The organism is Paenarthrobacter sp. GQ52 (genome assembly GCF_059759005.1).
In genome coordinates this window covers 23,755-48,934 of record NZ_JCAXEJ010000014.1, presented here as the reverse complement: position 1 = coordinate 48,934, position 25,180 = coordinate 23,755, and the positions used below count along the sequence as shown (strand labels likewise).

Genomic DNA, 25,180 nt, shown 5'->3' with positions numbered 1-25,180 from the left:
TCCTTCTCGGGTGGTGACGGTGTCCTATGAGTCTTTGGAAGCGAAAACAGTGCTGAGCTGGGTCATCCCGGAGTCGGGGGAAGCAAGGACGGTGGGTCCTCCTCCGGCCCGGTCCTGGGTGTGCTCAATGACGCGGGCCATGGACGCCTGGGCGAGAACAACGACATCGCACTCCGCTGCCAGCTCCGAGAAAGCGGCGAGCACCAACCTGTCATGCATCGGCCGGTCACCTGCGCGCAGGGCGGAGAAAGCGCCTTCGACTATTCTGGCGGTGATGGCGGGCTTTTTGTTCTGCCTTTTGGCTGAGTCCTGGACGAGCCGCGTGGTTGGTCCAAGGGTCGCAGACAGGGTCGCGAGCACCCCGATCCTGTCGCCGGATGCTACAGCGAGCTCGGCCATCGGAGTGTCGATGCGCAGGACAGGGATGGAGACGAAGCCAGCCGCGGCGGTTGCCGCTTCACCGATGGAGGAGCAGCTCACCAACAATGCCTGGGCAACTGATTCCTCGGCGAACCGGGCATAGTTGACCAGCCGCCGTCGAACATGCCCGGGCGCTGTTCTCTGGGCAATGGTGTCTTGGAGCAATGACTCGTCCACGTAGTGCAACACACGGAGGCCAGGGACCGTGCCCGCGGCCAGGGTTTCCATGCCCGCTACCAGGCCGGGGACCGTGTGCAGCATCGCAAGCACCGGAGCAGTGTTCGTGTCCTGGGCCGCCACGGCAAGGGGATCGATGGTCTTCGAAGACGAATTCATGATCTTCTTTCTGTTGTTCGCAGCGGCTGATGAAGCTGCAGGAGTGGGCGGGTAATACCCGGCTGACAGTCGTCGATGAGGGTTTGCTCGCCGTGGTCCCGATTCCGGGTTTGGCTCACAAGTGCCACAGACTTCTTCGGCTCTGTTAGCGTACGTGACAAGAAGAGCGTGAAATACGGCACAGGGGACAATGCAATGTTTCCAAAAAGGATAGAAGTGGGGTTGTAAACCTTAGATCACTCGATGGTCAACGGAACTGGTCCGATGACCTTCCCCTGCAGCGGCGCAATGCTGTGCAGATACTGCTTCTGTCGTCTCCAGAAACAATGCGTTGTCTCAATTGCCTCTAATCCGCATTTTCTTTTCTCGTACGGTGGTTGACTGCAAGCACAGCAAGCCCGAAGTCGGGACTACGGGATAAGTGAAAGTCGAGAAGGAGCAACAATGGTCAAGGCAACCGTCATGCGTGACGCAACAACCGCAAATCCGGGAGAGCACAAAGCCAAGGAAACCTCAGTTACGCCCGGCCAGACCGAAGTGTCCTTTCGCCTTTGGGCCAGGGACGACTTCAAAACGGGTATCTGGGAGGTAACTCCGGGGGAGTTCAAGAGCACCCGGCCCGGGTACGACGAGATCTGCCAGATTCTGAGCGGGTCCGGCACAATCACTGAACCGGATGGCACCAGCTTTGATATTGGTCCGGGGACGTTGTTCGTGACTCCCGCCGGCTGGGAGGGCCAGTGGACTATCCGCGAAACGGTCCGCAAAATGTGGGTCGTTAAGGACGTCCCGGCGACGAACGAGTAGTCCGACAAACGACAAGCCCGGCGAACGACCAGTCCGGCGCGACTAGGTCGGAGCCTGACCTGAAGGAGCCCCGGAACAGCAGCAGCTGTTCCGGGGCTTTTTGGTGGTACGGGGCCGCGCTTCTTGCCGGCGCTAGGGACCTAACCTCGCTGCAAGGCCCTGCCGCAGATGCTCAATGGCCGAGGTGATCCTGCGGGGTGTCCGTTCCGTGGCGGGGTAGAGAGCATAAATGTCGGCGTTGGGCGTTGGCATGTCCGGGAGGACCTGCTGAAGTACTCCCTGTTGGATCAGCGGGTTGACGTGCCACGTGGAGCGCATGATCAAGCCGAGGCCCTGGACGCACCAGTCGGTCACCACATCCCCGTCGTCGCTGATCATGTTGCCCTTGACGTCAACGTACTCCTGCTCTTTCTCACCAAAGCGCCACAGTGCATAATCGGCGTTGTTTTCACGCAGGACGATGCAGTTATGCCGTTCCAGGTCCCTAATGGTCCCCAGCGGGGGTGCGGTTTCAATGTAGCTTGGCGCCGCGCAGACGATCCTTCGGTTCCGCGCCAGGAGTTTTGCCTTAAGCCTGGAGTCCGAGAGTCCTCCGACCCGGATGGCGATGTCGAAATTCGTACCCGAGATGTTCAACGGCAACGGCGAAAGCTCCAGGTCTATCTGGATCAATGGGTGCTGCCGGACGAACTCCCCCAGCAGTGGCGCAATGTGTTTGCGGCCGATTCCCAGGGACGAATGAACGGTAATGCGTCCCCTGAGCTCACCATGTTGCTCGGACAGGGCTTCTTCGAGATCAGTTTTTTGCTGCAGGATGGCCAGGGCGCCTGAGGCATAGCGCTGCCCCTCTTCGGTCAGGGTCAGCCGCCGGGTGCTGCGCCGGACCAGTGGTACTCCCAGCCGCGACTCAAGCGCGGCAAGGCGTTTGCTGACCGCTGACACCGACTTACCCCAGCTCCTGGCCGCTTCGGTAAGGCTCTGGGAACGGGAAATCTGTTCAAAAAAGTCCAAATCATCGATCGATCTAAGGTCCATATCCTGCTTCTATCGTTTTTGGCAACAATGCATTGTCTCACGTGCCATTGTTCGTCGTCTTCTTGTCTCGTACGCTAGCAGGAGCCGAAGATATCGCCTTCAGAGGCAGACCCGGAACTGGGACAACGGCGTGCAATAAGGGAAAGCAAGGTGGAAGAATGACTGCACTCGAAACGGACGTTGTCATCGTCGGAGTTGGCTCGGTAGGAAGCATGGCGAGCTGGCAGCTGGCATCCCGTGGTCAGCGGGTCATTGGAATAGACAGGTTTTCGATCCCCGGCCCCTTCTCTGCCTACGCCGGCGAATCGCGCCTTTTCCGCAAGGTGTACGCGGAGGGCGGGCACTACACACCCCTTTTGCAGAGGTCACAGGACCTGTGGCGTGAGCTGGAGAAGATCAGCGGGATCCGGCTGCTCAACACTACTGGCGCCGTCACGGTATATGACGAGCACAATCCGCGGTTGGCATCGCTCCTTGCTGCCGGGAAAGACAACGGCCTCGACTACCAGCTTCTCCGGGGCGACGAGGCCAGGGCAAAGTATCCCGAACATGTCATCAGGGACACGGATGTCACCATCTTTGATCCAGAGGGCGGCTACCTGAAGTCTGAGAGGGCCGTGACCGCCGCACTCGCGGAGGCTACACGGCTTGGCGCTCAGTTCCTGGGAAACCGGAAAGCGCACAGCGTTGAGCCGTACGGTGACCGGTACATCGTGCGGACCGATCAGGAAGAAATCATCGCCTCCCGGGTGATCATCTCGCAGGGCAATGGTGCGGGAGCGGTGTGCAAGGAACTCGGTGTTCACCTTTCGGTTCTGCCGCAGATCCTGACATGGTTCCCCGTTAGGGATCCAGCAGCATTCTGCAGGGAGGACATGCCGGTCTTCCTTAGGAGGGCGGAGGAAGACGGAAGGCCGGACAATGCCCAGTTCTACGGGTTCCCGAGCGCTGACGGTTGGACGGTGAAAGTCGTCGCCAGCATATTTTTGGATGAGGTCGAGTCCATGGAGAAGCCTCCTACCTGGGATCCTCAGCATTTGGACACCATCCGGGCCTGGGTCCGGGAATTCATTCCGGGACTGAGTCCGGATCCGGTGCGGGTGGCCACGTGCGCGGACGGTCATTTGCCTGATAAGACCGCGCTGTTCGGCACAGTGCCCGGAATGGAAGGCGTCGTCGTGGCGGCCGGCTTCTCCGGCCACGGCTTCAAGATGGCTTCCGCACTGGGAGCTATTGCCGCCGACCTCGTGCTGGACGGAACCACGGCCACCGACGTCAGTTTCCTGAACCCCGCCAGGTTCCTCGGGCCGGACACACAAATCGCGTCACTGGCTCTGAGCTAAGCGCAGCATTAATTAATCAACAACCCGCCAGCAAAATACAAAACAACTAGGAACGGATTAATCATGGCAGACACGAACTTCCGGCCGGAGTACATCTCTTATGATGTCTACGGCACGCTGATCAACTTCAACATTTATCCCACCACCCAGCGCCTGCTCGATGGCCGCATCCCGGACGAGCAGTGGTTGGCCTTTAAGAAGGTTTTCCGTGCATACCGGTTCGACGAGGTCAATGGCGACTACAAGCCCTACGAGCAGATCCTTCAGGATGCCTTTGACCGCGCATGCAAGCGGTTTGGCATTGGGCCGACCCCCGGTGCCGGCGCAGAGCTCGCTGAGGCTGTACGCAACGCTGTTGCGCACGAGGACGTGCCGGCTGCGCTGAAGCTCCAGGGCGATAACTACAAGCTGGTGGCTCTGTCCAACGCCGACGACAGCTTCCTGGACATCAGCATTCCCAAGCTCGGTGCAGAGTGGCACGCCGTGTTTACCGCTGAGCAGGCCGGGGCCTACAAGCCGCGTCTCCAGGCGTTTGAGTACATGCTGGACACCCTGAACGCCAAGCCTGAAGACTTCCTGCATGTCTCCTCGCACCCCCTGTACGACCACATCCCGATGTACAACATGGGTTTCCGGGACCTTGTAATGCTGGACCGTGGCGCGGAACCCTTCGCCGATGGCTACAACATCACCAACGTGAAGTCCCTTGACGAGCTGAACAAGCACCTCGGTCTCTAAACCCGGGTCAAGATCCAAGAGCGTCAGTTAGGTCACAGTTGCGGGAAGTCACCCGCGCATCAATGTCTCAGACGCTCGAACCGACGTCTCCCGTTGGAGACGTTCTACCCGGCCGGACCTGTTGGAGCGCCAACAGGTCCGGCTGACTTTAAAGCCAGGGCTCGGACTTCCGGGTGCGGTTGATGTGCCTGCCCTTTGCCAGCCTTCTCGACGTAAGGGCAGTTTCGGGTGCGGTCCACAGTCATGCCGTCTCGCCCTCGAGGGGGCGTTTCCGGCTGGAGCGCTGATTATTGCAGAGGAGCAGGGTGTAGCGCCCCAAGAAACATGTCTCCATCGGAGGTGGGCGAAAGCATCCACTCCGTTAGAAGGTCGACGAATCGGGTCAGGTGGTTCACGACACGGGCGGCAACTTTGTCGGGGTGCTGCCCTGTGTAGGCGCGCACGGCATCCTCGATTTTGCTCCCTAAACCAAGGCTCCCCGCGATGTCCTGAAGCCCGAGATGAACCAGCCCGTTCCGGAGCTTCGACTGCCCCAGAACCCACACCGACTCAGGGTCGTCCAAAAACGCTTTCATCCCGGCGGGCAAAGAAGCCTGAGCATCATCACTTCGCATGATTTCAAGGGCTGTGAGCGACTGGAATAGGACAATGAACCGATGCTTGCGAGTGGCGGCTTCACACCATTCGCAAAGAGATCGGGACACGCTCAGCACTGCGGATGAAGAGGCGCTCTGGATAGTTAGGAGGGATGCTGCGAGAGAGGGTTGAAGCTCGCCACCAAATAGGCGCGGCAAGGCGACTGAGCTCTTCCCGTCGAACCACTCAAAGGATGGGATGGGTCCGTGCGGGTGCATGTCAATGCCGGAGTTGTTCAGGAAGGCACCCGCGATATTGCCGACCCCGGCGCTCAATCGCCCGATGGCAGGACCGACGGTTGCGAGGTCGCCGACCTGTTCCGGCCCCAGCCCCGTTAGATAGTGCGCACTGACAAGGTTCGTGTACGGACTACCGTCAAGGAGGACAACCGAAAGGTCGTCCCGGAGAAAATCCAAGAAGCGGCCACGCCGGTTCCTCGGGAAGAACGCCCCGTGGTTGGCCTGGAGAAGCTTGTCGAAATGGGTGACGACCCCTTGGAGATTTCTCTTGCTGTCAGCAAAGAACTTGCCACTCATTCGGGCAGCCTTCGCAGTACCTGCGTCCCAGTTTGCCTCTAAGTGTCAGCCCAGGGTTTTCCTGAAATGGAGCTGGGCCTCATAGGCAGCCATGGTTCCGTACTGGAGAAGGGCAATCTCTGCGGCAGCCGCGGAAGACGGAAGGCCGGTCAAAGAGGTGGCTAGGTAATGCATGTCGGCCCGCGCGATGTTGAGGGCGATGACCTCGATTGGGTCAGGTTCCGTTACAGTCATGCTCCATGGCCCTTCCTATGGTCGAGGATCTCGGCTCTGACAGACTCCACTCCTAGTCCGATGTTTCTTGGCTCGCACGGAAAGTTTGTAGGCACGAAAAGCCCGGCCAGTAGTCCTCCACATCCATATTCGCAAGGGCGAAGGCGAAGGCCTGCGATTCGCCGAGGGCAAGGCCAAGTCGGGTGGGATCGGCAAACTCCAGCAGGATCCGAAGTACGAGGACCCAGCGCCCGGAGATACTCGCGATGTGATACTGGGTTACTTCTTCATCATAGAAGTGGTCGAGCAACTGATGGCTCTGATCGTTTCGGATATTTCTCATGGACTTGACCCAGTCCGACAAGTCAGGCCCGCAAAGACCGGGCGCAACTTCTACCACCGGAGATGCCATTTCTAACAAGCGTTGCTGATAGCTTGGTTGGTCGATGTTGTTGAGTGCCTCGCTGAAAAGCTTGGCGGCAAGGGCCTCATCATCGAAGCCGTTTTCCACCAGCTTCTGGACGCCGGCTTCCCGCGCTGCACGGGTTGATCTCTTGACTGCACCAGCACTAATTGGGGCGAAAACCCGGGGATCACCGAGTAAGCGACGGTGCAGACCTTCGAGGGCAGTGGCCACTGCCTGTGCGTCGATCTGGAGTACCCCGGCTTTAGCAGAGGCTATGTAGGGCAGCGGATCGAGCCGGAATGCCATAGGGAGCCAGCGTGCCAACGTTTGCAGGGTGATCTCGTCTAGTGGCAGAAGCTTTGTTCTCGAAAATTTACCCCCACCTGATGGAGGGGCAGAGCACTGGTGCCAATTTCCGTCGCTTAACTGGATCTCCACGTGGCACGGAGCCATCTCGCACCCTGTCCACAACACTAGAAATTGTGTAGAGGCTGCCATGACTCCTTGTCGAACGACGCGTAGCTCAGCTGGTTCCGAAAGCTGGAGTTCAAAACCGGGCTCCTTGTCGAACACCCAAGGTTTCAACTGTCCGCGCAGAGGACCACCGGTAACGTCAGCTGGAGAATCCTGATGCCAGCCAGCATGGCGGGTCGAAAAGTTGTAGGTCCATCTAATGCCATGGACCTCATGGTCTTCCCCCTTGATGTGAGCGTTGAGGACGTAAGAGGGTCCAGTAAACCTCTGAACCAGAGGGCCAAACATATGAGCGAGGAGGTCTGTGTCCATGTGCGCGCGCAGGAGGGTTACGGGGCCTGCGCCATCTAACTCGCCATGGATTGTGCGAGGCGCGAAATCAGCGGTGATTGCTGCAGGGTCGCCGCTGAGGCCAATAAAGCCTGGTTGAATGTCCCAACTTTGAGGAGTGAAGCAGAACCCGTTGAGTTCTAGAGAATAAGTGCCGGCCTCTAGCTTCAAGGTCCCTTCGATCCGCGGACCGTTCGCCAGCCAGAATGTTCCTGTTACTTCATCGCTCACGCGGCAACGATATCCGAACAGACCTCGGGAGCCCCGCATCTTCGGCTGGGGGAGTCAGCTGCGCTGGCCAGGCAGATAAGGATTTGGCAGAGCCACAAGCAAGCAAGGAAGGTTCGGTCCTGGCGTCGCAGGTGGTCAGTGGGTTCAACAACTCGTGGCACTACACGCTGTCACGACGGCGGGAAGAGTACGTCGGGGAATTGCTGCCCGAGCCCCTGCTTACGGTGCCGGATGTCGCCGAGGACGTGGAACCGGCCGAAAGCGTCTCGATCACCATGCTCGACGCTGAACGACGCCACCGATGGCCCAACGGCTGGCATGGATGTAAGAATGCAGGATGGTCTTCACCCCCTTGCACCGGGCCCTCGGTCTTGAGCCGTCTGCGCTCACCTACTCGATGATTCAAGATGCCATCGGTCAACAAGTCACTGAGAAGGGGGACCTGGACTGGAAGGAAAAGCTTCCCGACAGCCGGGACCCCAAAGGACCTGAAGAGTTCGCCAAGGATATTGCTGCGATGGTCAACGGTGGCGGGGGCATGATCGTGTTCGGGATGGCGGAAAATCGCGAAACTAGCGCCGCTGCGAGGATCGTCCCCGTTGAGGACTGGACTGACGCCATCGAGCGAAAGCTCAGGAGTTGGGCCTACTCGATGATCCAACCGCCGGTCCATGGGATTGAATTCACGGCCCTGCTGGACGGCGAAGGTGAGGGCTCGCGGGTGATCGTTTTGCAGGTCCCGGCAAGTTTCGAAGCGCCGCACTTTGTGATGAAAGGCGACTTCATCAGGGCTCCGCGGCGCTATGGCGCGCAAACGGTTTACCTGAGCGAGCGAGACATCGAGCAGGCCTATCGGGCTCGATTTGAAGACCGCCGTAACCACGAGCGGACGCTGTCTGATTTGGTGGATCAGACTCTCGTTGGGGTTGATGAGAGTGACCGAGTGTGGCTTGCAGCCGCAGCTCGGCCGGTGAATCCCCGGCCCGCCTATGCCGGCAGGATCACCGAATACGAGGCGCGGGACGTGCTGGCCGATCTGATGAGCACAAATCCTTTCTTGAAGGAGAGCTCTGGTATGGAGGCCATCAGCTTGATGCCGAAGCCCGGATATAGGAAGTGGCGATCGACTTACCCGGATACAGACAAAGAGTGGAGCGTGGTCGACGTTCACGATGATGGCAGCGTTGCACTGGCGTACGCCGGCTTTCCTATTGACCACATTCCCGACTTCGCACCATCGGCTGATGTGCACGTGATGGACGCGCAGTTCCTGCCGGCCCATATCGTCCACCTCGCGAGGAGCGTAGCGGCAAGACTGGACATTACTGGTGACTTCGAAGTCATCCTTACGATGAGGTCTCCGGACTCGGGTGGACTCTACATCCGGACCTTTGACACGTCGGGGCACATGACGAGTCGGGATCGCCTAGCGCCCATTCATAGATTCCATCCAGTTACCGGGATCCTTGCTGGGACAGTACCGGACTCCGAGGCGCTCGATGTCGTCCGTGCTTTGGCTTTGGACGTAGTGAACCAGGCCGGAGTCAAGAACATCGGTCGCGTATACCTCAAGGACGAGGTCTGACGACGTTCTGAAGCAGTCCTTCTGTTGTTCAATAGGACGCCAAGACCGTTTTTGATGCCGTCGAAAGTGCAAGGCAACTGGGCGCGCGGGCGCGAGAACCTTATGAATGTCCTGCCAGGTTCTAGGGTCATCGCACGTGAGGATGTGTCCCGCGAATACTGCAGGGGCATGGAACGATGATGAGGCGACCAGAAGCAGATCGTCAGTGGGCCGTGGGGTGGCTTGGGCTATGCCATTCCAGAAGTCTTCGATCTTAACCAGGTCTTCACTCTGTACGAGGATTTGGTCCCGGAAGAGGTCCGCTGCCAGAAGTGTCCTGTAGTCGGCCGCACCAGCAGCGGCCTTCCTTGTGCTCCTGGATGACGAGAACCCGTTCCTCTCCGAGGAGAATGATGTCTTCATAGCTGAGCATGCCTCCAGTGCAGCATCGGCCAACGGCTGCTGGTAGAAGCGTCTTGGTCTATGTGGAAAACCGGAGGTAACGGCGTCGGCGCGCTCTGCCTGTGAGCCTCCTGTGACCACCACCGAAATCCGAGCGGCCGCGAACCAGGGACGAGCATCCAGTTCCGGGAACCTACGCGGATGCACCACCAACGCTTTCCTTCACCCTCGACGGCGAGTTTGGCCGGCGTGTGCTGTCGGAACTCGGCAGTTAGTGAACATGTGGTGATCGCAGTGGGACTGGGCTGTTTGTGCTGATTTAGCAGGGATCTTTCCTCCTCGCTTATGAGCGAAAACATACCCCTCACATAGACCCCCGGGGCTATCTCCTTAACTGAGTATGCGTGAATGCATTCGATTGGTGGGTTGAGGAGGGGAATTGCCAGCGCGTTTGCCGGGATTGCCTCGCTTTATGATGACGAATACGCAACTAGCCTCCGGATGTCATTTCACAGCCGGGGGCTGAAGGTGAGCTTCGTCAGAAGGCGGTGTATCCGCCGTCGACGGGCAGGACCGCCCCGGTGATGTAGGAGGACTCCGACGACGCCATGAAGAGAACGGCGTCTGCGACCTCTTCCGGTGTGGCGAGGCGCTGGAGCGGGATCTGCCCCTCGCGCTGGCGGCGGTAGGCCTCGGGGTCTTCCCTGCGCTGGAAGGAAGCTTCAATGATCGGGGTGGCGGTCAGTCCCGGGGCGACGACGTTCACACGGATGTTCCGCTCAGCCCACTCGATCGCTGCACCCTTGGCAAGCATGATCAGCCCGCCCTTGGCGGCGGAGTACAGGACTTCCTCGGGCTTGCCGACCATGCCGAGGCGGGAGCTGACGAGGACGAACGAGCCGCCGGCGGCGGGCATGAGCGGCGCGAAGTGCTTCATCACCAGGAATGAGCTCAAGAGGTTGCTGTGGAGCGTGTTCTTCGCGTCCTCATAGGACATCTCGGTCAGTGGGCCGCTGACTTGCAGTCCGTGGTTGAGGACGACGACGTCAACGGTGCCGTAGGTCTCGGCGGCTTCGCGGGCGAGGCGCTCGACGAAGGCCTCGTTGTTCAGGTCCCCGGGAACGTAGAGGTCTCCGGGCTCGGCGCTGTCGATCTGCTCCTTGCGCCCGGTGAGCAGCAGGCGGCCTCCCTCGTTGCGGAACTGGGAACACACCGCCTGCCCGATTCCACTGTTGGCGCCGGTCACCAGGGCCGTGACTTTATCAAGTCTCATATTCGTTACTCCTTTGGGAAGAGTCTCTTGCTCGGAAGCTGATCGGACGCTGACTTCCGTCTTCGACGGACCAGCCGTGGAGTACCTTCGTGTCCCTGGCTACTCGCCATAACGCAGGCCTGGTCGACCGAATTGGTAATCACCGCAACGATGCCGGGTGGGCACATTACGACAGATGGCGGGCCAAGCCTCTGGTCTCATCTCTTGGCCGGACGGTTGCGTAGCGTGTCGCGTGGTAGCCGATTGCTCGGCTGCCTTGGCTGCGCACTGCTCACCGGGAAGCAGTCCGCGATCGAGGCTACTGCTCCCGGGGAAGCCGTCTACTTGCTTGCGTAGCCGGCGGAGCTGTCGGGACGGCCTTGTAGGAATTCAGGCGCTATGCATAGTTATCGCGCCTTGCCGATCGAGCGTGTAGGGGCCATAAATTCAAATTTGCTGTCATTGTTCCCTTGGACCATGTCGGCTGCGATTCGTCCGATGCCGGGGCACATTTTGAAGCCGAATCCTGCAAACCCGTTGGCCAGAAGAATGTTTTCGCTGCCCGGCAGGAATCCCAGGAACGGGATCGAGTCATCCACGTAGAAGTCTGCCCAGGCACCGGCCCGTATCGGACTCTTGTTGAGTCCTGGAAAGTAGTGGGCCACGTACCTTTCCATGTATTGGATTTCCTCCACCGTCTGGCCACGGAAGTAGTCATCTGGCCCGGTCATCTCAGTGGGCGCTCCTCCGGGAGCAATTTTCACGGACCCGCCGCCGTCCAGGCTTGGCGCGCCATACAAAGTCCCATCGGCGACCAAGCGCTGAAAGACGGGAAACTTTTCCGCGCTGAAATCATGCCCGGGCAGCGGGCTGAACCAAGTGAGTTTGATGCGGCCGGCTCGGCTCTTGTTGCGAAGCTCCGGGTTGAGATGCTCCCCGGACCATGAACCGGTGGTCACGATGACCTTTTTGGCAGTCCATTCGTTTTCGCCGTCGGTCAATACCACGCCTTCCGGCGAGGCGTGGTGAATCCTGACCTTTGAATAGTCGTGGACCTGGGCTCCCAAGGCATTTGCCCGCGTGACTGCGGTCAGCACGGCCTGTTCGCAACGAATAAAGCCCTGGGTGGCGTCAAACATCCCGATCTCGTCGGAGTCCAGCCGGTGTTCCGGAAAGCGGTTTTGCATTTCCGATCGGCTGAGATATTCGATCTCCAGACCGGCTTGTTTCGCCGCGACCTTAGCGGCAACCATCCTCGAATCCTCAGGACGACCGATCATAAGCCCACCGGTTTCGGTCAGGATTTGGATGTCCGAGAACTCCTGCAGCGTCTCCCAGCGGGTGCGAGCCAGCTCAATCACCGGAGTATATTCCGGGCGGCTAGTCTGCATCCGCCTGAACAGCCGGGTCTCGCCACCAACAGCTCCACGATCGTGGCCAATTCCAAACTGCTCGAACCCAACGACGTTCAGGCCGTCCTCCGCGAGCTGCCATAGTGCCATGCTCCCCATGGCGCCCAAGCCGATAACGGCAACGTCGAACTCCGTGTGCATAAGATTCCTTCTTGGTATTTCAGGCCCATATGGCCGAGGGCAAGCATCGCCCGACACGAGGGTGTCGGTGTCATACCAGTGCTGTTGTTGATCCAAGTCGCAGCACCCGGGCTTACCCTCGCTGCTTTCAATCGCTAGCGATTGATCGGTGCCCGAGATATCCCGGGTGCTAGAGCGTCTCTGGTAATGCTACTCAATCCAAGGCTCGTTCGACAAGATTGTCCGACAGGCAATTTTCGTGAGCTCTGGACTGCCGCTCTTGTTGCTTTCGAGCTTGCGGCTCGGAACGGTTTCTCTGCCAAGTCTTCTCAGACCAGAAGGTAAGTCCGGGATGTGTGGCAGCCGCGGTCTGCACAGTCCGGCATCAGCCAGGAAAACGTGGGGCGCCTAAGACGTGTTGGAAAATGCGGACGGCGGCGATGTCGGCGTCCTGGACGGCATGCCGTCTTCGACACGAAGCGCCAACCACAGCCGTAGCGTAGACGGTGGCCGGGGCCGAGGTGTCGCCCGTCGAGGCGCAGATCACGGCCCGGGCGCCAGCCTCGGGCGCTGCGGTCATGATCATGCCACGGTCCATGCAGTAACCCGTGCTGTCTATTACATCCAGGTTGAGGTACCGAGGGGACTGGGTAAACTCGGACAGCTTTTGCGCGTGAGTAAGGGGCGTTCCACCCTCGCCCAGTGTGACGAGCTTCCTTGCTTCCGTTACCGGCGAACGCACACCGGCGCCGTGTCGGCCGTGCTCGGGCCCTTTAGGAACGCCGAGCGCATCTGGTCACAATAGGGCGCCGGGGGATACCTCTGCCTCGTCGTGCTGATGGTAGTGGTCTTCTATCGCCCGCTGAAGAATTTCGGGATCGCCACCGACCACGGCATCGAGAAGTTTAAGATGCCGTTCGGTAGCCACTTCTCCCGGGTACTTAACGCCGGGGCGCAGGATTGTCGGGACTGTAATCACATTCAGAAATGGTTGCTGCCTCCGCCATGTGTCTATCAGCCAAGGGTGCTTGCACTCAGCAATCAGCGAGCCATGAAAGGTGCGATCCAGTTCCCAAAACCTGTCAAAATCGCGCAACAGGTCGAGTTCACTCATCTGCTCAGCGGCTTCACGCATGGTTTGCACAGTCTCCGGGCTGACAGGAAAATTAATGCTCCGAACAGCTTGCAACTCAATCATGGCGAACACTTCGCCAAGTCCCACGACGTCCTCGTGGCTGAACTCTCGCACTGAATAGCCTCTGTGCGGTTCCCCAAGGACAAATCCCATGGCCGCCAGACGCTGAAGCGCCTCACGAATAGTACCCCTGGAGACTTTGTGTTGCTCTGCCAGGTCAAGTTCGCCGAGTCTTTCCCTCGGGTACCGTGAGCCAAGCAGGATCTCGTTCCGAAGGGCGGTAGCTACCATATCAACCCGGGAGGGTTTCTTCTGCGCCGTGCGGGAACCTGTTCCTGTTGGCAGTTCTTCGGTCATTGTCGATGCTCCTAGCCTGTTCGCGATACGGACACGAGGCATTACAACCGCGGTCTGCAAACCTTAATTACACCAGTTGTTTCGGCGGCTTCATTCCGTCTGCTCCCGCATGCCACCATCTATACAGGCTGACAGGCTGACAGGTTGATGGTGGGGCAAGAGCTTCAACGACTTTACGGTGTTTCCGATCCTCCAGGCGTCTTGGTCGTAATGAGGGACGCCAGTATGCATCCCGAGCGGCGACGTCGGTTCGTCGCGCCGATCCCGGGACGCATACTGTAATGGGTTCATGGAGCGTCCTTATTTCCATGTGGCTCTGCGACGTTCACGGGCGTTGCGATGGAAGCGATGAGGTCACCAGAGTTCACCGCCAGGCTTGAGATCCCGTAAATGAGTATTCCCGAAACGGGCGACCGCGCCTCCTGAAGCACGGCTCCAAAGGGATCCTGGACCAAGCCAAGTAAGCCGCCGGCTTCGACGGGCGAACCTGGCAGTACGTGGCCGAACCATGATCCCGAGCTTTCGCACATTACGCCTTGGCTCGTGAACTGAGGCAGCGGAGTTCTCGCCTCGCTGTCCTCGTCCAACAGACCAGAGATCTTTACTAGTCGATCAAGGCCCTCCCGCTGAACCGCCACTTCCGATGGGGACCACTTGCCTTCCCCTCCGACTTCGATGAGGACAGAAGGGATTCCGGCACGTGACGCTTCTGTGGTGGAAGTTCCCTCGGTGTCCACCAATACAACCCTCGGAACATCGAATTGGCTCGCCATTCTAAGTGATGCGTCGTTTACATCTGGCGTTCCAACGTTGCTGACACACGCATAGTTGTCCAGGATTTCGGGGATGTCGCCGCTGTGACAATCTACGTAGTAATTACTGCGGGAGATAATGTTTGACCACAGCCAGTAGGCAAGCCGCCTAGTAGGTCCACCGTCTGGATCGCCGGGAAAAGCGCGGTTGAGATTCTCTCCATCCATTGGGTTGACGAACGCGGTTCTCTTGAAGAAGGCAAGAGGACTGGACTGTAGCGAAGCGATCACGGTTCCTTGAATGGCCGTGGGATCCAGATCGAAAACAAAGTCCCGTAACGCCACCATGGAAACGTATTCACCGCCATGGACTCCCGCGGTGACAGCAAGAATCGGCCCGGGGCGTTCTCCATGAACGATGACGATGGGAAGTTTAAGGACCTCTTCATCGATCTCGACCGAACAGTAGCCCGATGACCGCGTCCCTGGTTCAGCAACCAAGGACCCCACCCTGAATGGCTCACGTGGACGATTCATCTGGATCTCCGTAACTACTTCAGCTCAGTGGCAATGACGTGAACTTGGAGTCTGGTCCAAGGAACCTTGCGGGGTTCATGAAACTGACGTCGGTGGCAGTTGTTCCGTCCAGAACAAGGTCAGCGGCAATAGCACCCAGGGCAGAGGCCATCTTGAAGCCGTGGCCGGAGAAGCCGACCGCAGTTACAACGCCGTCCATTCCGGGCACGGTTCCCAACAATCCGGTCTCGTCTGGTGTGTAACCGTCTGCGCAGAGGGCAACCCGAACCGGGTCCGGAATCAGTCCAGGAAGGAATTCCCGGACCCATTTAAGGATGGGTTCCAAGTACTCAGGGTCCCACGAAAGAGGCTTCTCCATGGACTCCACTTCGTCCATATAGACGCTCCCCGCTACCTTCACAGTCCAACCATCTGCGCTCGGGAACCCGTAAAGGCGAACCTTGTCCGAGCGCTCGTCTTCCTCAGCCCTCCGGAGGAAGACCGGCAGGCCTTCCCTGCAGAATACGGATGGATCCACAGCCGGGAACCAGGTCAGGACCTGCGGCAGAACCGAAAGGTGAACGCCGAGTTCCTTGCACACCGCACCAGCGCCGGTACCCTGCGAGAGGATCACCCGGGAGGCGATGATTTCTTCCTGATCGGTTCTAACGATGTATCGGTCACCATAGGTCTCAACGGTGTGTGCTTTCCGGTTTCCCAGGAACTGCGCGCCAAGCCGTTTGGCCTCAACCAGGGCGGCGGTCACAGCTTTCTCTGACTTCAGGTAGCCTCCCTCGGGGTCAAAGATCGCAACATCGTTGTCCCTGATCACATGATCGGGATACTTTGCCCTGGCCTCATCACCCCGGAGAAGTTCGTAGTCGAGGCCATGCTCTTTGCCTGCCGCAATAAGCGAAGCCAACCGCGGGTTGTGTTCGTCGAAGATCGTGACAGCGCCTGTGGTGTCGAGCAATTGAGTCCCGCTAATTGCCTCCAGCTCGCGCCAGAGATCCTGCGACCTCTGCAGGATGGGCGTGTAATGGCCGCCCTCCGCATACACCTTACGGAAAACCCGCGATTCGCCGGCGTAGGCGGAGAAGGGGCCCGGGATCGAAAAGCGGTCGATTCCGATGACCCGCAGGCCGCGGGAGGCAAGCTGCCAACTTGCCATGCTCCCTACAGAGCCGACTCCAACGATTGCGACGTCCGTTTCAAGTGCTGTCATGTTCTTACCTTGTTTTCAGTGAAGAGGTTGGGCTTGGTACAGACCCTGATGGAAGTCGGCAAACGCTTCGCAGGTTTGTTCTACGTATGGGACGCGCGCCCCGGACGCGTTCAGCCTTGAGGTTCGCCGCCGATCCGTATCAGAGGGTAAACATTGTCTGTCATTATTGTCGGACAGAAGCTAACCTTAATCTAGCACTGTACCGTCGGCTAAGGAAGCGGGGGTAACGGTTGTATCAAGGTGATGACCCATCGATTCGATGCCTTTCGGGGATACAAGAATTCCGGCGTTGGGCCGTGAGGGTGTCGGGCGTGCCGTCTACGAGACGCCCGTGCCCAAGAGCACCGTCATCAACCTCGTCAAGCCAGTGTCACGCCGGCAACAGCCGGCGGCCGACCAGCAAAAACCCCCGATAGGAACGATCATGTCAAAGAGCAATGACGAGATCGATGCTCGCATCCTCACCGAGCTCCGCATCAATGCTCGAATCAGTCTTGCCCAACTGGGCGAACGTGTCCTCCTCTCCCGCAACGCCGTCCGGCAACGGATTGAACGATTGGAGCGGGATGGTTACATTCGCGGCTATACAATCCGGGAACCCGCGATCGACGGACCCTCTAAGGTCAGCGCGTTCCTCTTCATCCAGCGTCGTGACCGAGTGCGGGGCAGTGATGTGATTGCGGGTCTGCGCGCAATTCCCGAAGTGGTTGTCTGTGACGTTGTTAGTGGGGAACTGGACATTGTTGTCAGGGTTGAAGCGTCAGATGTAGCCCGGATCCGTGAGATTTGGTCCCGCGTCTCGGAATTTCCCGGAGTGAAGGACATAACAACTGCCCTTTCTCTTTCAACGGCCATCGACAGGTAGCCGGAACCCTCTGCCCTGGTCTGATTCAGGGCGAAGGCGACCGAGCTGGTGGGCTGCTCGTCCCGGAGACAGCCCACCAGCATCAACTCAGCGCTGACGCCCTATGGCGTCTGGATCAGCGAATCGACCTGTTCTTGACTAAGCCATCCATCACCGAGTGCAATCTCCACAACACTTTGACCTGAGCCCAATGCCCTGTGAGCTATCTCAGCCGCCAGGTTGTAACCCAGGATCGGCAGCAACGCGGTTGCCTGCGCGGTGGACGCACGGGCCCGGGTTCTGAGCAGTTCCTCATTGGCTTCGATCCCGCATACGCACAGTTCCGTGAGAACATCGCATCCGTTGGAAAGCCAGGACATTGACTCCAGCAGAGCATGGGCAATGGCGGGTTCGAATGCGTTTAGCTGGAGCTGGCCGTTCTCTGCGGCCATCGTGACAGTTGTATCCGCTCCCGCAACGAAGTATGCAATCTGGTTCACAACCTCTGGGATGACAGGGTTGACCTTTCCAGGCATGATCGACGAGCCGGCCTGACGAGCAGGAAGTTTGATCTCGGCAAGACCCGTTTGTGGCCCGCTCGAGAGAAGGCGAAGATCGTTGCAGATCTTCGACAGCTTGATGGCGGTCCGTTTCAGTGCACCAGAAAATGTCATGAAGGCCCCGGTGTCCCAGGTCGCTTCAATCAGATCTTCAGGCTTGGAAAGTGAGACTCCGGAAACAGCCGAAAGATTTTCGACGATGCGCTCAATGTATCCAGAATCTGCAGTGATGCCGGTCCCGATGGCCGTGGCACCGAGACTGCACTCGGTCAGCAATACGGCCGCCCCCCGCAACAGTCGCCGGTCCTCATTGATCGTCACGGAAAAGGCCTTGAACTCTTGCCCAAGCGTCATGGGGACAGCGTCCTGCAGTTGTGTGCGCCCGATCTTCGGGATTGAACCGAACGCCTTCCCACGCTCTGCGAAGGCATTGGACAGCTTTCCAAGGCGGTCGAGCAGTTCATTCAAGGCAAACACGAGCGCCAGGCGCACCGCTGTGGGGTAGACGTCGTTGGTTGACTGGCACTTGTTGACGTGTGCAATGGGATCGACCACGTCATAACTTCCCAACGGGTGGCCCATTGTTTGTAGTGCCAGATTCGCAATCACTTCATTGGCGTTCATGTTGGTGGAAGTTCCGGCTCCACCCTGAATGACGTCGACTCTGAATGCGTCATCAACGTCGCCAGTCGCCACGACATCGCAAGCAGAGGCAACGGCCTGCCCGACGTCGTCGGGGATCAGTCCCAGTTCCGTATTAGTCAAAGCAGCCGCCTTCTTGACGTACGCAAGGGCACGGACCAAGTGGCGATGCTTTCCCAGATGTATCCCGCTGATGGGGAAGTTCAAGATCGCGCGCTCAGTGTGGACGCCCCAGAGCGCGGACGCCGGCACGGCAAGGGCGCCAAGGCTATCCCTTTCGATGCGAACACCTGTGGTCATGATGCGATGGCGATGACTTTGGGCTGTGTCATCTCCTCATAGGCGAACCTGACCCCTTCGCGGCCCATGCTTCCGTACTTTGAACCACCGAACGGCATGGCATCATGGCGATAATCCGACGAGTCATTGATCATGACACCGCCAGCATCAATGGCCTTGGCTGTTTCCATTGCCCGTGCGAGGTCCTTGGTGAATACGCCTGCCTGCAGTGCGTACTCGCTGTCGTTAGCCAAGCGAATCGCCTCGTCCTGCGTGTCGAAGGGTTCGATCAGGACCACCGGGGCAAACAGCTCCTCCCTCCAGGCCTCGCAAGAGCGGGAAACCCCGGTCAGTACGGCCGGTGTCAGGACTGAGCCGGTCAGGGCGCCACCGGTAAGCAGACGTGCTCCTGCCTCGACTGCCTGGTCGATCTTCCGTTTGGCTTCTTCAGCCGCTGCCCGGCTGATCATCGGCCCTACATCGGTGCTTTCCTTCGACGGATCACCAGCCGCCAATGCCTTTGTTTGGGACACAAAAGATTCCAGGAAGGCGTCAAAAATCGTGCGGTGCACCAGGATCCGCTGCGCACCGATGCAGTTCTGTCCAGCCGCCCAGAAAGAACCCGAAACGCTTGCCTCAACTGCGGTGGGCAGATCGGCGTCGTCATACACAATGACAGGTGCGTTCCCGCCGAGCTCCATGGAGAGGCGCTTAATGCCAGCGCTAGCGGCAATGGCACTTCCCGTGGCGAATCCGCCCGTGAAGGAGACCATTCTGACCAGTTTGGACTCGATGATGGCCTGCCCGACCGTGCGGTCTCCAAGCACGACGACGATAAAGTCATCCGGGAGTCCGGCTTCCACAAGCAGGTCCACCAGGAACATCGCCGAAAGGGGTGTCAGCTGGGAGGGCTTCAGAATGACGGTGTTCCCGCCTGCGATCGCCGGCCCAAGTTTATGGGCGACCAAGTTCAAGGGATCGTTGTAAGGAGTTATCGCGGCTATAAGACCCAGAGGCTCCCGGCTAAACCAGCCCAGCCGGTTCTCAGAGCCGGCAAACGAATCGAAAGGCACAACTTCACCCGCATTGCGGCGCGACTCGGCTGCAGAGAGCTTGAGGGTGTTAACTGCTCGCGAGACCTCCTTGCGGGCCTGCCGAATGGTCTTGCCGGCTTCAAAGACGATAAGGTCCGCGGCCTTGTCCGCGCGCTGCTTGAGCAAATCGGCCGCGGTGTCCAAAATTTGGGCCCGCTCATGCCGTGGCATGGCGGCGGCTGCTACGGTCGCGGCGGCTGCGCGCTTCAGCTCCCGCTCAACGTCTTCCTTCGTTGATTGGGGGAGATGCTCCAGAACTGTTCCGTCGTACTTGTTGTAGACGGCCAATTCATCAAGAGATTCAGCGGACTCGATACGGACCATGGTCGTTTCAGACATGGACGCCTCCCTTGATGAACGCGTCTACTGCGGCAATGTCGGAAACCAAGGCATACGCGGTTTCCGTCCGGCCCGCTCCGGGGCCGGAGACGGTGACGGCGCCGAGGAGGTCGGTTTCGAATGAAACCGCGTTGGTCGCTCCAGAAATGCCGGCAAGAGGGTGGTCCGCGGTGAGGGTGGCTGGTCGCACACTTGCCCTGATCTTGCCGTCTGTTCCGCGGATGGCTTCGCCGATGAGTTTCCAGCGCTGACCGTTTGCCAGTGCCTGTGCGACCTGATCGCTGGAAATTTCCTGGATCCCTGTGGTCTCGACTTCATCGGGATGCAGGCTGGCGCCGAGAAGTTCATTTGCCAGGATGGCAACTTTGAGCCGTACGTCGGATCCGCCGATGTCTGCAGTCGGGTCCGCTTCGGCATAACCACGTTCCTGGGCCTCTGCGATGGCTTCTTCCAAGCGCAATCCTGCTTCCATCCGGCCCAGGACGTAGTTGCTGGTTCCGTTAAGGATGCCTTGGACTCCCTTGAGCTCAAGTCCCTCGAACATTTTCTGTGCCAGGCGCAGCACAGGAGTGCCGCTCATCACCGATCCTTCGTACTCGAAGCTGGCGTTACTTTCCTTGGCCAGAGCATTCAGTTCCTGGCCGTGAAGAGCGACTGGTCCCTTGTTTGTGGTCACGACGTGCTTGCCCGCAGCAAGGGCCCAACGTACGTGCGATACGGCCGGCTCTCCGTCCACGGGGCTTGTGAAGGTTGCCTCGACGATAATGTCAGCGGGGCTGTTCTTGATTACTTCTTCGTTACGCGGTTCGGAAGATCCGCCGCGGCGTCCTTCGAACGTGGCTCCTCGCGGCATGGCGAGTACTGTCGCCAGATCGATGCCTTCCTCTTGCACCAGTGAACCGAATGCAAGGTCTGTAATGGAAACTACGCGAAGTTCGAATCCAAGAGCTGCGAAGCGGTGTGGCTCGTCGCGAATGAGCGTGGCCAGGGCCCGATTCACGCCGCCGAAACCGATCAGGGCCAGGTTATACGTCGTCACTTGATCTCCTCTGTGGCTATAGAAAGCTTTGTACTTACAGCTTCTGTCCGCAGGGTGTCAGCCAGCTATGAACGCATCGCTCGTTGGCTATGACGAAAGGACCAAAAAAGTGGATCCTGTGGACCAAATGCTCGCAGCATTGGAGCCACCACACGGGCGCGAGGTGCTATAGCATGCGAAACCAATGCGGCGTAGCGTGGTTGGACAATGGCGTGGAGGAACTCTGGTCCACAGGGGCCACGTCTGAAGAGGACGCCGTAGGCATTGGTTCTAGAGGAGCCGGGATGGCTGGATGGAATGCTGATACAGCAGCGGGGCCGGGCGGAGGGGCGGTCACTCTGGTGGAGGGATCATCCTTCTGCATTTCGTTGCCCAACGGAGATATTGATCCTGCCTATCCACATGGAGTCTTCTTTCAGGACACCCGCATCCTGTCCGGCTGGAGCCTGACCATTAATGGGCAGGCGCTGGAGCCCTTGGCGGCGCAGATGCTGGAACCATATCGGGCGCGGTTTGCTGCCCGCGTTAGTCGAACAGACGGTTATGCGGACAGCCCGTTGATTGTGGAGCGGCTGCGCGAAGTGGGGGCCGGAATCCAGGAGCGGCTAACTGTTCGAAACTATTCTGCGGCGCCGGCGGAGTGCCGTATTGCGGTGGGATTGGAAGCCGATTTCGCTGACCTGTTCGAAGTCAAGGAAGGACGGACTCCGCGCCGCTGGGATGAGACGCGTCAGGTCGATGGCGAATCACTGGATATCAGTGCTTCCTGGCAGGGAGTTCGGAAGAGCATCAGCGCGCGCGCCCCCGGCGCCGATATCGCCATTGACGGCATTTCATTCAGCACGTCCATCCCGGCTCACGGCGAATGGAGCAGCGTCCTTGCAGTGGTACCCACCGGGGAGGGAGCGGATCCTGACAGTACGTTTATCCATGCTGGAGTGGATGGTCTGCTGTCTCCGCGGGATTTGCGGCGACAAGAGTGGGTGGCCAAGATTCCGGTGCTGCAGATGGGCAACCGCTCGATCGAACGTATACTCCGGCGCAGCTACGACGACTTGGGTTCCCTCCGTATAGAAGACCCGGATCATGCAGAGCGGGTCGTGGTGGCGGCCGGTGCTCCATGGTTCATGACGCTCTTTGGTCGCGACGCGCTGTGGGCAGCTGAAATGGCGATGCCCGTTGATCCGTCGCTGGCGCTGGGAACACTGCAAACCCTGGCGGATCGCCAAGGTCAAGTGGTGGATCTATTGAGCGAAGAGGAGCCGGGCAAGATTCTTCATGAAGTCAGGCTGGATGTGTCCAGTAGCTTGTCTTTGGGCGGAAAGTCCGTTTATTACGGCAGCGTCGATGCAACGCCACTGTTTGTTTGCTGGCTTGGGGACGTCAGCCGATGGGGATTCGCGCCGGACACTATTGCCAGTTTGTTGCCTCATGCAGACCGTGCCCTGGATTGGATACGTGATTATGGGGACAAGGACGGGGATGGGTTTGTTGAGTACGAACGCCTCAACCCGCAGGGCCTGATAAATCAGGGCTGGAAGGATTCCTGGGATGGAATCAATTTCGCGGACGGGAGGCTGGCCGAGCCGCCAATTGCCCTCTGTGAAGTGCAAGCCTATGTCTACTCGGCGTTCATGGCCCGTTCTTGGATTGCGTACGACACCGGCGACAGGCGTTTGGCCGAGGAGCTCGCTGATCGTGCCGCCCAACTGAAAAAGCGGTTCAACGAGCAGTTTTGGATGCCCGAGCGTGGGTATTACGCAGTGGCCCTGGACGGGAAAAAGCGCCAGGTGGACGCGTGCGCTTCCAATATGGGCCAGTGTCTGTGGTTCGGCTTGGTGGATGAGGACAAGGCGCCGTTGGTGGCCGAAAGGCTGATGTCCCCAGAGATGTTTAGCGGTTGGGGAGTGCGAACCTTGGCGTCGGACATGGGTGCCTATAACCCTGTGAGCTATCACAACGGGTCAGTCTGGCCTCATGACAATGCGATTATTGCTGCTGGCCTCTTACGGTACGGCTTTGTTGAAGAGGCACAGCGGATTTCAACGGCTCTGTTCGAGGCGGCCGAGTTCTCGGATGGTCGGCTGCCGGAATTATTCTGCGGTTTTAGCAGGGAGCGGTTCCCCGAACCCGTACCGTACCCGACGGCTTGCGCCCCCCAGGCATGGGCCGCGACCACACCGATTCTGCTGGTGACGAGCCTGATGAGATACGACGCCGATGTTTCGAAGGGCGGTCTCTGGATGGATCCGGTTCTCCCGCAATCCTATGGGGATGTCCACATCAGCAACGCACCCATGGCGGGAAGCCGTATCACTATCGATGTTACAAATTCGGTCGCAAGAGTCCAGGGCCTCCCAGAGGGAATGGCGCTTTATCGCGGGCACCGACCCTGGTTTACCGAACTAGTTGAGAACGCCGGCAAGGCTGACCCCGAACGATAGAACACATATGTGGTCTGTTAGACAACCACTCTCAAATTTTGTCAATCAACATTGTCCGACATTGTGTATCATCGTCACTGTAGCATCTTGAGGTCCCGGAGGGGCCGGCCGCGGGTAAGGAAGTGTCTTCACCGAAGGATCATCGGCCTCGGTTTCGGATCCTGCTGACAAACGGCACCAATCTTGTGGTGTTAAGGGAGTACTCCATGGTTCTACATCCAGGCCAACGAGGGTTGGCACACTTCTTCGTGGGCAAAAGCGCCCGGAAACGGAATGATTCTATGGTCAAGGCGATTGTGTTGAACGACACCCAAACGGCGGATCTGGGCGAGCATGTCCTGAAGCCGACCAGTACTACGCCGGGGCAGACGGAGGTGTCTTTTAAGGTCTGGGAAGCTGACGGCGCTCGTACAGGGGTGTGGGAGGCTACTCCTGGAACATTCACGAGTACCCGCGAGGGCTTCAATGAGGTTTGCGTGATCCTCAGCGGAACGGCCACCATCACCGACGAGAGCGGCAGCTTCGACATCGGACCCGGCTCACTCTTTGTCACTCCGGAAGGATGGCGAGGCAGCTGGACCATTCATGAAACCCTTCGCAAGGTGGGATTTGTTCAAAACCTGCCTGCCTAGCCGATCGCCTAACATTCTCCGATAGGGGCGTTCTGCCTCTCTATCCGGCGAGCAGGTGTCGCATTGAAGGAGTCCGGTCCCTTAGGGGCCGGACTCCTGTGCTCACCTTCGGTGAGCGTGGAGGCGTCCGCTAGTTGAGCTTGGCTTCGGTGATTGCGCCGAACTCCAGCCCCCAGGTCTTGAGGGACTCCTTGTACTCCGGGGCGCCGAGGATCGACTGAATCGCTGCCTGCATTGCCGGGGTCAGCGGAGAACCCTTCTTCAGCGCGACGGCCGTAATGCCGGTTCCGCCCACGTTGAGCGGCGGGGTCAGCATCTGGAATGTGCCCGGCTGCTGGGTCTGCGCCCAGGCGAGGGCAGTGGTGTCGTAGAGTATTGCGTCGATCCTGTTGGCACTCAGCTGGACGAGGGCTTCCTGGATGTTGGGCAGCGTCACGGCGTTGATGGCCAGCTTGCCCTGAGAGGTGCAGGTCATCTCGTTGAGGGCAGGAAGGCGCAGCAGTTGGCCGGTGGAGCCCTGGGTGACGGCGACGTTCTTTCCGCACAGGGTCTCGTTGCTCAGGTTCTGCGGATTTCCGGCGTTGACACCGATGGAGCTGCCGGCCTTGAAGTAGTCGATCATGTCCAGGACCTTGAGCCGCTCATCAGTCTTCGCCATCGTCGAGACGGTGAAGTCATACCGGCCACCGTCAATTCCCGGGATGATCGTGTCGAACTTCGCGTCCACGAACTTCACCTTCACCCCGAGCTTCTTCCCGATCAGCCTCGCGATGTCGGGGTTCAGGCCGATTGCAGTCCGGTTGTCCTCTGCGAGGAAGATCGTCGGCGGGTAGTGCAGGTCCGCCGCCACTGTGAGCTCACCCTTGTCCTTGTAGGACTGGGGCAGCAAGCTCACAGCCTTGGCATCGGGCTGGACGCCCTCGGAGATGTCCCGCAGACCAAGTTCGGTAGGGCTGGCAGAAGGTTCGCTACCGGCAGGGGCGGCGCAGGCGCTAAGGGCCAGGAGGGCGGCAAGGGCAGCTGCGGCGGCGGGGACCTTACGCTGAATCTTCATGATGCTTTCCTTG

At 59.1% G+C, this 25,180-nt stretch carries 23 protein-coding genes; 7 read left to right on the top strand and 16 right to left on the bottom strand.

Going from position 1 to position 25,180, the window contains the following annotated elements; all coding sequences use genetic code 11:
• Window positions 1-24: 24 nt before the first annotated feature.
• Window positions 25-756, bottom strand: a complete 732-nt coding sequence (locus tag AC6CH8_RS16580) for an aspartate/glutamate racemase family protein (RefSeq protein ID WP_498191539.1) — start codon at window positions 754-756, stop codon at window positions 25-27.
• 444 nt (window positions 757-1,200) lie between these two features.
• Between AC6CH8_RS16580 and AC6CH8_RS16575 the strand changes: the two genes are divergently transcribed.
• Window positions 1,201-1,563: a cupin domain-containing protein gene (locus AC6CH8_RS16575; protein WP_498191538.1), complete on the top strand. Its 363-nt coding sequence runs from the start codon at window positions 1,201-1,203 to the stop codon at window positions 1,561-1,563.
• 132 nt (window positions 1,564-1,695) lie between these two features.
• Here the strand turns inward: AC6CH8_RS16575 and AC6CH8_RS16570 are convergent, their stop codons facing one another.
• Window positions 1,696-2,598 (bottom strand): LysR family transcriptional regulator, encoded by a 903-nt coding sequence (locus AC6CH8_RS16570; RefSeq protein ID WP_498191537.1) that lies wholly within the window; start codon window positions 2,596-2,598, stop codon window positions 1,696-1,698.
• A gap of 158 nt (window positions 2,599-2,756) precedes the next feature.
• Between AC6CH8_RS16570 and solA (AC6CH8_RS16565) the strand changes: the two genes are divergently transcribed.
• Together solA (AC6CH8_RS16565) and AC6CH8_RS16560 are read left to right on the top strand one after the other, a co-directional pair.
• Complete coding sequence (gene solA, locus AC6CH8_RS16565) at window positions 2,757-3,941, top strand: N-methyl-L-tryptophan oxidase (protein WP_498191536.1); 1,185 nt, start codon at window positions 2,757-2,759, stop codon at window positions 3,939-3,941.
• A gap of 63 nt (window positions 3,942-4,004) precedes the next feature.
• A complete protein-coding gene (locus AC6CH8_RS16560; RefSeq protein ID WP_498191535.1) occupies window positions 4,005-4,679 on the top strand; it encodes a haloacid dehalogenase type II in 675 nt (224 codons plus the stop codon).
• 287 nt (window positions 4,680-4,966) lie between these two features.
• Here AC6CH8_RS16560 and AC6CH8_RS16555 read toward each other — a convergent pair whose 3' ends face one another.
• The 4 genes from AC6CH8_RS16555 to AC6CH8_RS16540 form a co-directional block, all read right to left on the bottom strand.
• The gene (locus AC6CH8_RS16555; protein WP_498191534.1) at window positions 4,967-5,851 is read right to left on the bottom strand and encodes a hypothetical protein; all 885 of its coding nucleotides are present in this window, start codon (window positions 5,849-5,851) and stop codon (window positions 4,967-4,969) included.
• A 45-nt stretch (window positions 5,852-5,896) separates the two neighbouring features.
• Window positions 5,897-6,085 carry a hypothetical protein gene (locus tag AC6CH8_RS16550; RefSeq protein WP_498191533.1) on the bottom strand — a complete coding sequence of 63 codons (189 nt, stop codon included), beginning with the start codon at window positions 6,083-6,085 and terminating at the stop codon, window positions 5,897-5,899.
• A 52-nt stretch (window positions 6,086-6,137) separates the two neighbouring features.
• Window positions 6,138-7,505 (bottom strand): HEPN domain-containing protein, encoded by a 1,368-nt coding sequence (locus AC6CH8_RS16545; protein ID WP_498191532.1) that lies wholly within the window; start codon window positions 7,503-7,505, stop codon window positions 6,138-6,140.
• A gap of 170 nt (window positions 7,506-7,675) precedes the next feature.
• Window positions 7,676-7,825, bottom strand: a complete 150-nt coding sequence (locus AC6CH8_RS16540; protein WP_498191531.1) for a hypothetical protein — start codon at window positions 7,823-7,825, stop codon at window positions 7,676-7,678.
• A 17-nt stretch (window positions 7,826-7,842) separates the two neighbouring features.
• Here AC6CH8_RS16540 and AC6CH8_RS16535 point away from each other — a divergent pair, with 17 nt between their 5' ends.
• Window positions 7,843-9,090: an AlbA family DNA-binding domain-containing protein gene (locus AC6CH8_RS16535; RefSeq protein WP_498191530.1), complete on the top strand. Its 1,248-nt coding sequence runs from the start codon at window positions 7,843-7,845 to the stop codon at window positions 9,088-9,090.
• A 919-nt stretch (window positions 9,091-10,009) separates the two neighbouring features.
• Here AC6CH8_RS16535 and AC6CH8_RS16530 read toward each other — a convergent pair.
• The 6 genes from AC6CH8_RS16530 to solA (AC6CH8_RS16505) form a co-directional block, all read right to left on the bottom strand.
• Window positions 10,010-10,744 (bottom strand): SDR family NAD(P)-dependent oxidoreductase, encoded by a 735-nt coding sequence (locus AC6CH8_RS16530; RefSeq protein WP_498191529.1) that lies wholly within the window; start codon window positions 10,742-10,744, stop codon window positions 10,010-10,012.
• A gap of 386 nt (window positions 10,745-11,130) precedes the next feature.
• Entirely contained in the window at window positions 11,131-12,372 is a 1,242-nt protein-coding gene (locus AC6CH8_RS16525; protein ID WP_498191528.1) for an FAD-dependent oxidoreductase, read from the bottom strand.
• 268 nt (window positions 12,373-12,640) lie between these two features.
• On the bottom strand, window positions 12,641-12,841 hold the full coding sequence (locus tag AC6CH8_RS16520; protein ID WP_498191527.1) for a hypothetical protein: 201 nt from the start codon (window positions 12,839-12,841) through the stop codon (window positions 12,641-12,643).
• A gap of 210 nt (window positions 12,842-13,051) precedes the next feature.
• The gene (locus AC6CH8_RS16515) at window positions 13,052-13,747 is read right to left on the bottom strand and encodes a GntR family transcriptional regulator (RefSeq protein WP_498191526.1); all 696 of its coding nucleotides are present in this window, start codon (window positions 13,745-13,747) and stop codon (window positions 13,052-13,054) included.
• Window positions 13,748-14,034: 287 nt separating this feature from the next.
• Entirely contained in the window at window positions 14,035-15,000 is a 966-nt protein-coding gene (locus tag AC6CH8_RS16510) for a M14 family metallopeptidase (protein WP_498191525.1), read from the bottom strand.
• Between the two features lie 55 nt (window positions 15,001-15,055).
• Window positions 15,056-16,240, bottom strand: a complete 1,185-nt coding sequence (gene solA, locus AC6CH8_RS16505) for an N-methyl-L-tryptophan oxidase (RefSeq protein WP_498191524.1) — start codon at window positions 16,238-16,240, stop codon at window positions 15,056-15,058.
• A gap of 424 nt (window positions 16,241-16,664) precedes the next feature.
• On the opposite strand from solA (AC6CH8_RS16505), the gene AC6CH8_RS16500 reads away from it, so the two are divergent.
• Window positions 16,665-17,105, top strand: a complete 441-nt coding sequence (locus tag AC6CH8_RS16500; RefSeq protein WP_498191523.1) for an Lrp/AsnC family transcriptional regulator — start codon at window positions 16,665-16,667, stop codon at window positions 17,103-17,105.
• A gap of 101 nt (window positions 17,106-17,206) precedes the next feature.
• Here AC6CH8_RS16500 and AC6CH8_RS16495 read toward each other — a convergent pair whose 3' ends face one another.
• The 3 genes from AC6CH8_RS16495 to AC6CH8_RS16485 are packed head-to-tail and all read right to left on the bottom strand — an operon-like array spanning window position 17,207 to window position 21,037.
• Complete coding sequence (locus AC6CH8_RS16495; RefSeq protein ID WP_498191522.1) at window positions 17,207-18,586, bottom strand: aspartate ammonia-lyase; 1,380 nt, start codon at window positions 18,584-18,586, stop codon at window positions 17,207-17,209.
• The gene (locus AC6CH8_RS16490; RefSeq protein WP_498191521.1) at window positions 18,583-19,998 is read right to left on the bottom strand and encodes an aldehyde dehydrogenase family protein; all 1,416 of its coding nucleotides are present in this window, start codon (window positions 19,996-19,998) and stop codon (window positions 18,583-18,585) included. Before AC6CH8_RS16490 ends, AC6CH8_RS16495 begins: the two co-directional genes overlap by 4 nt.
• A complete protein-coding gene (locus AC6CH8_RS16485; protein ID WP_498191520.1) occupies window positions 19,991-21,037 on the bottom strand; it encodes a homoserine dehydrogenase in 1,047 nt (348 codons plus the stop codon). The genes AC6CH8_RS16490 and AC6CH8_RS16485 overlap by 8 nt, the downstream gene beginning before the upstream one ends.
• A 284-nt stretch (window positions 21,038-21,321) precedes the next feature.
• Between AC6CH8_RS16485 and AC6CH8_RS16480 the strand changes: the two genes are divergently transcribed.
• A complete protein-coding gene (locus AC6CH8_RS16480) occupies window positions 21,322-23,481 on the top strand; it encodes an amylo-alpha-1,6-glucosidase (protein ID WP_498191566.1) in 2,160 nt (719 codons plus the stop codon).
• 281 nt (window positions 23,482-23,762) lie between these two features.
• On the top strand, window positions 23,763-24,113 hold the full coding sequence (locus tag AC6CH8_RS16475; protein WP_498191519.1) for a cupin domain-containing protein: 351 nt from the start codon (window positions 23,763-23,765) through the stop codon (window positions 24,111-24,113).
• A 130-nt stretch (window positions 24,114-24,243) separates the two neighbouring features.
• Here the strand turns inward: AC6CH8_RS16475 and AC6CH8_RS16470 are convergent, their stop codons facing one another.
• On the bottom strand, window positions 24,244-25,167 hold the full coding sequence (locus tag AC6CH8_RS16470; protein WP_498191518.1) for an ABC transporter substrate-binding protein: 924 nt from the start codon (window positions 25,165-25,167) through the stop codon (window positions 24,244-24,246).
• Window positions 25,168-25,180 lie beyond the last annotated feature (13 nt).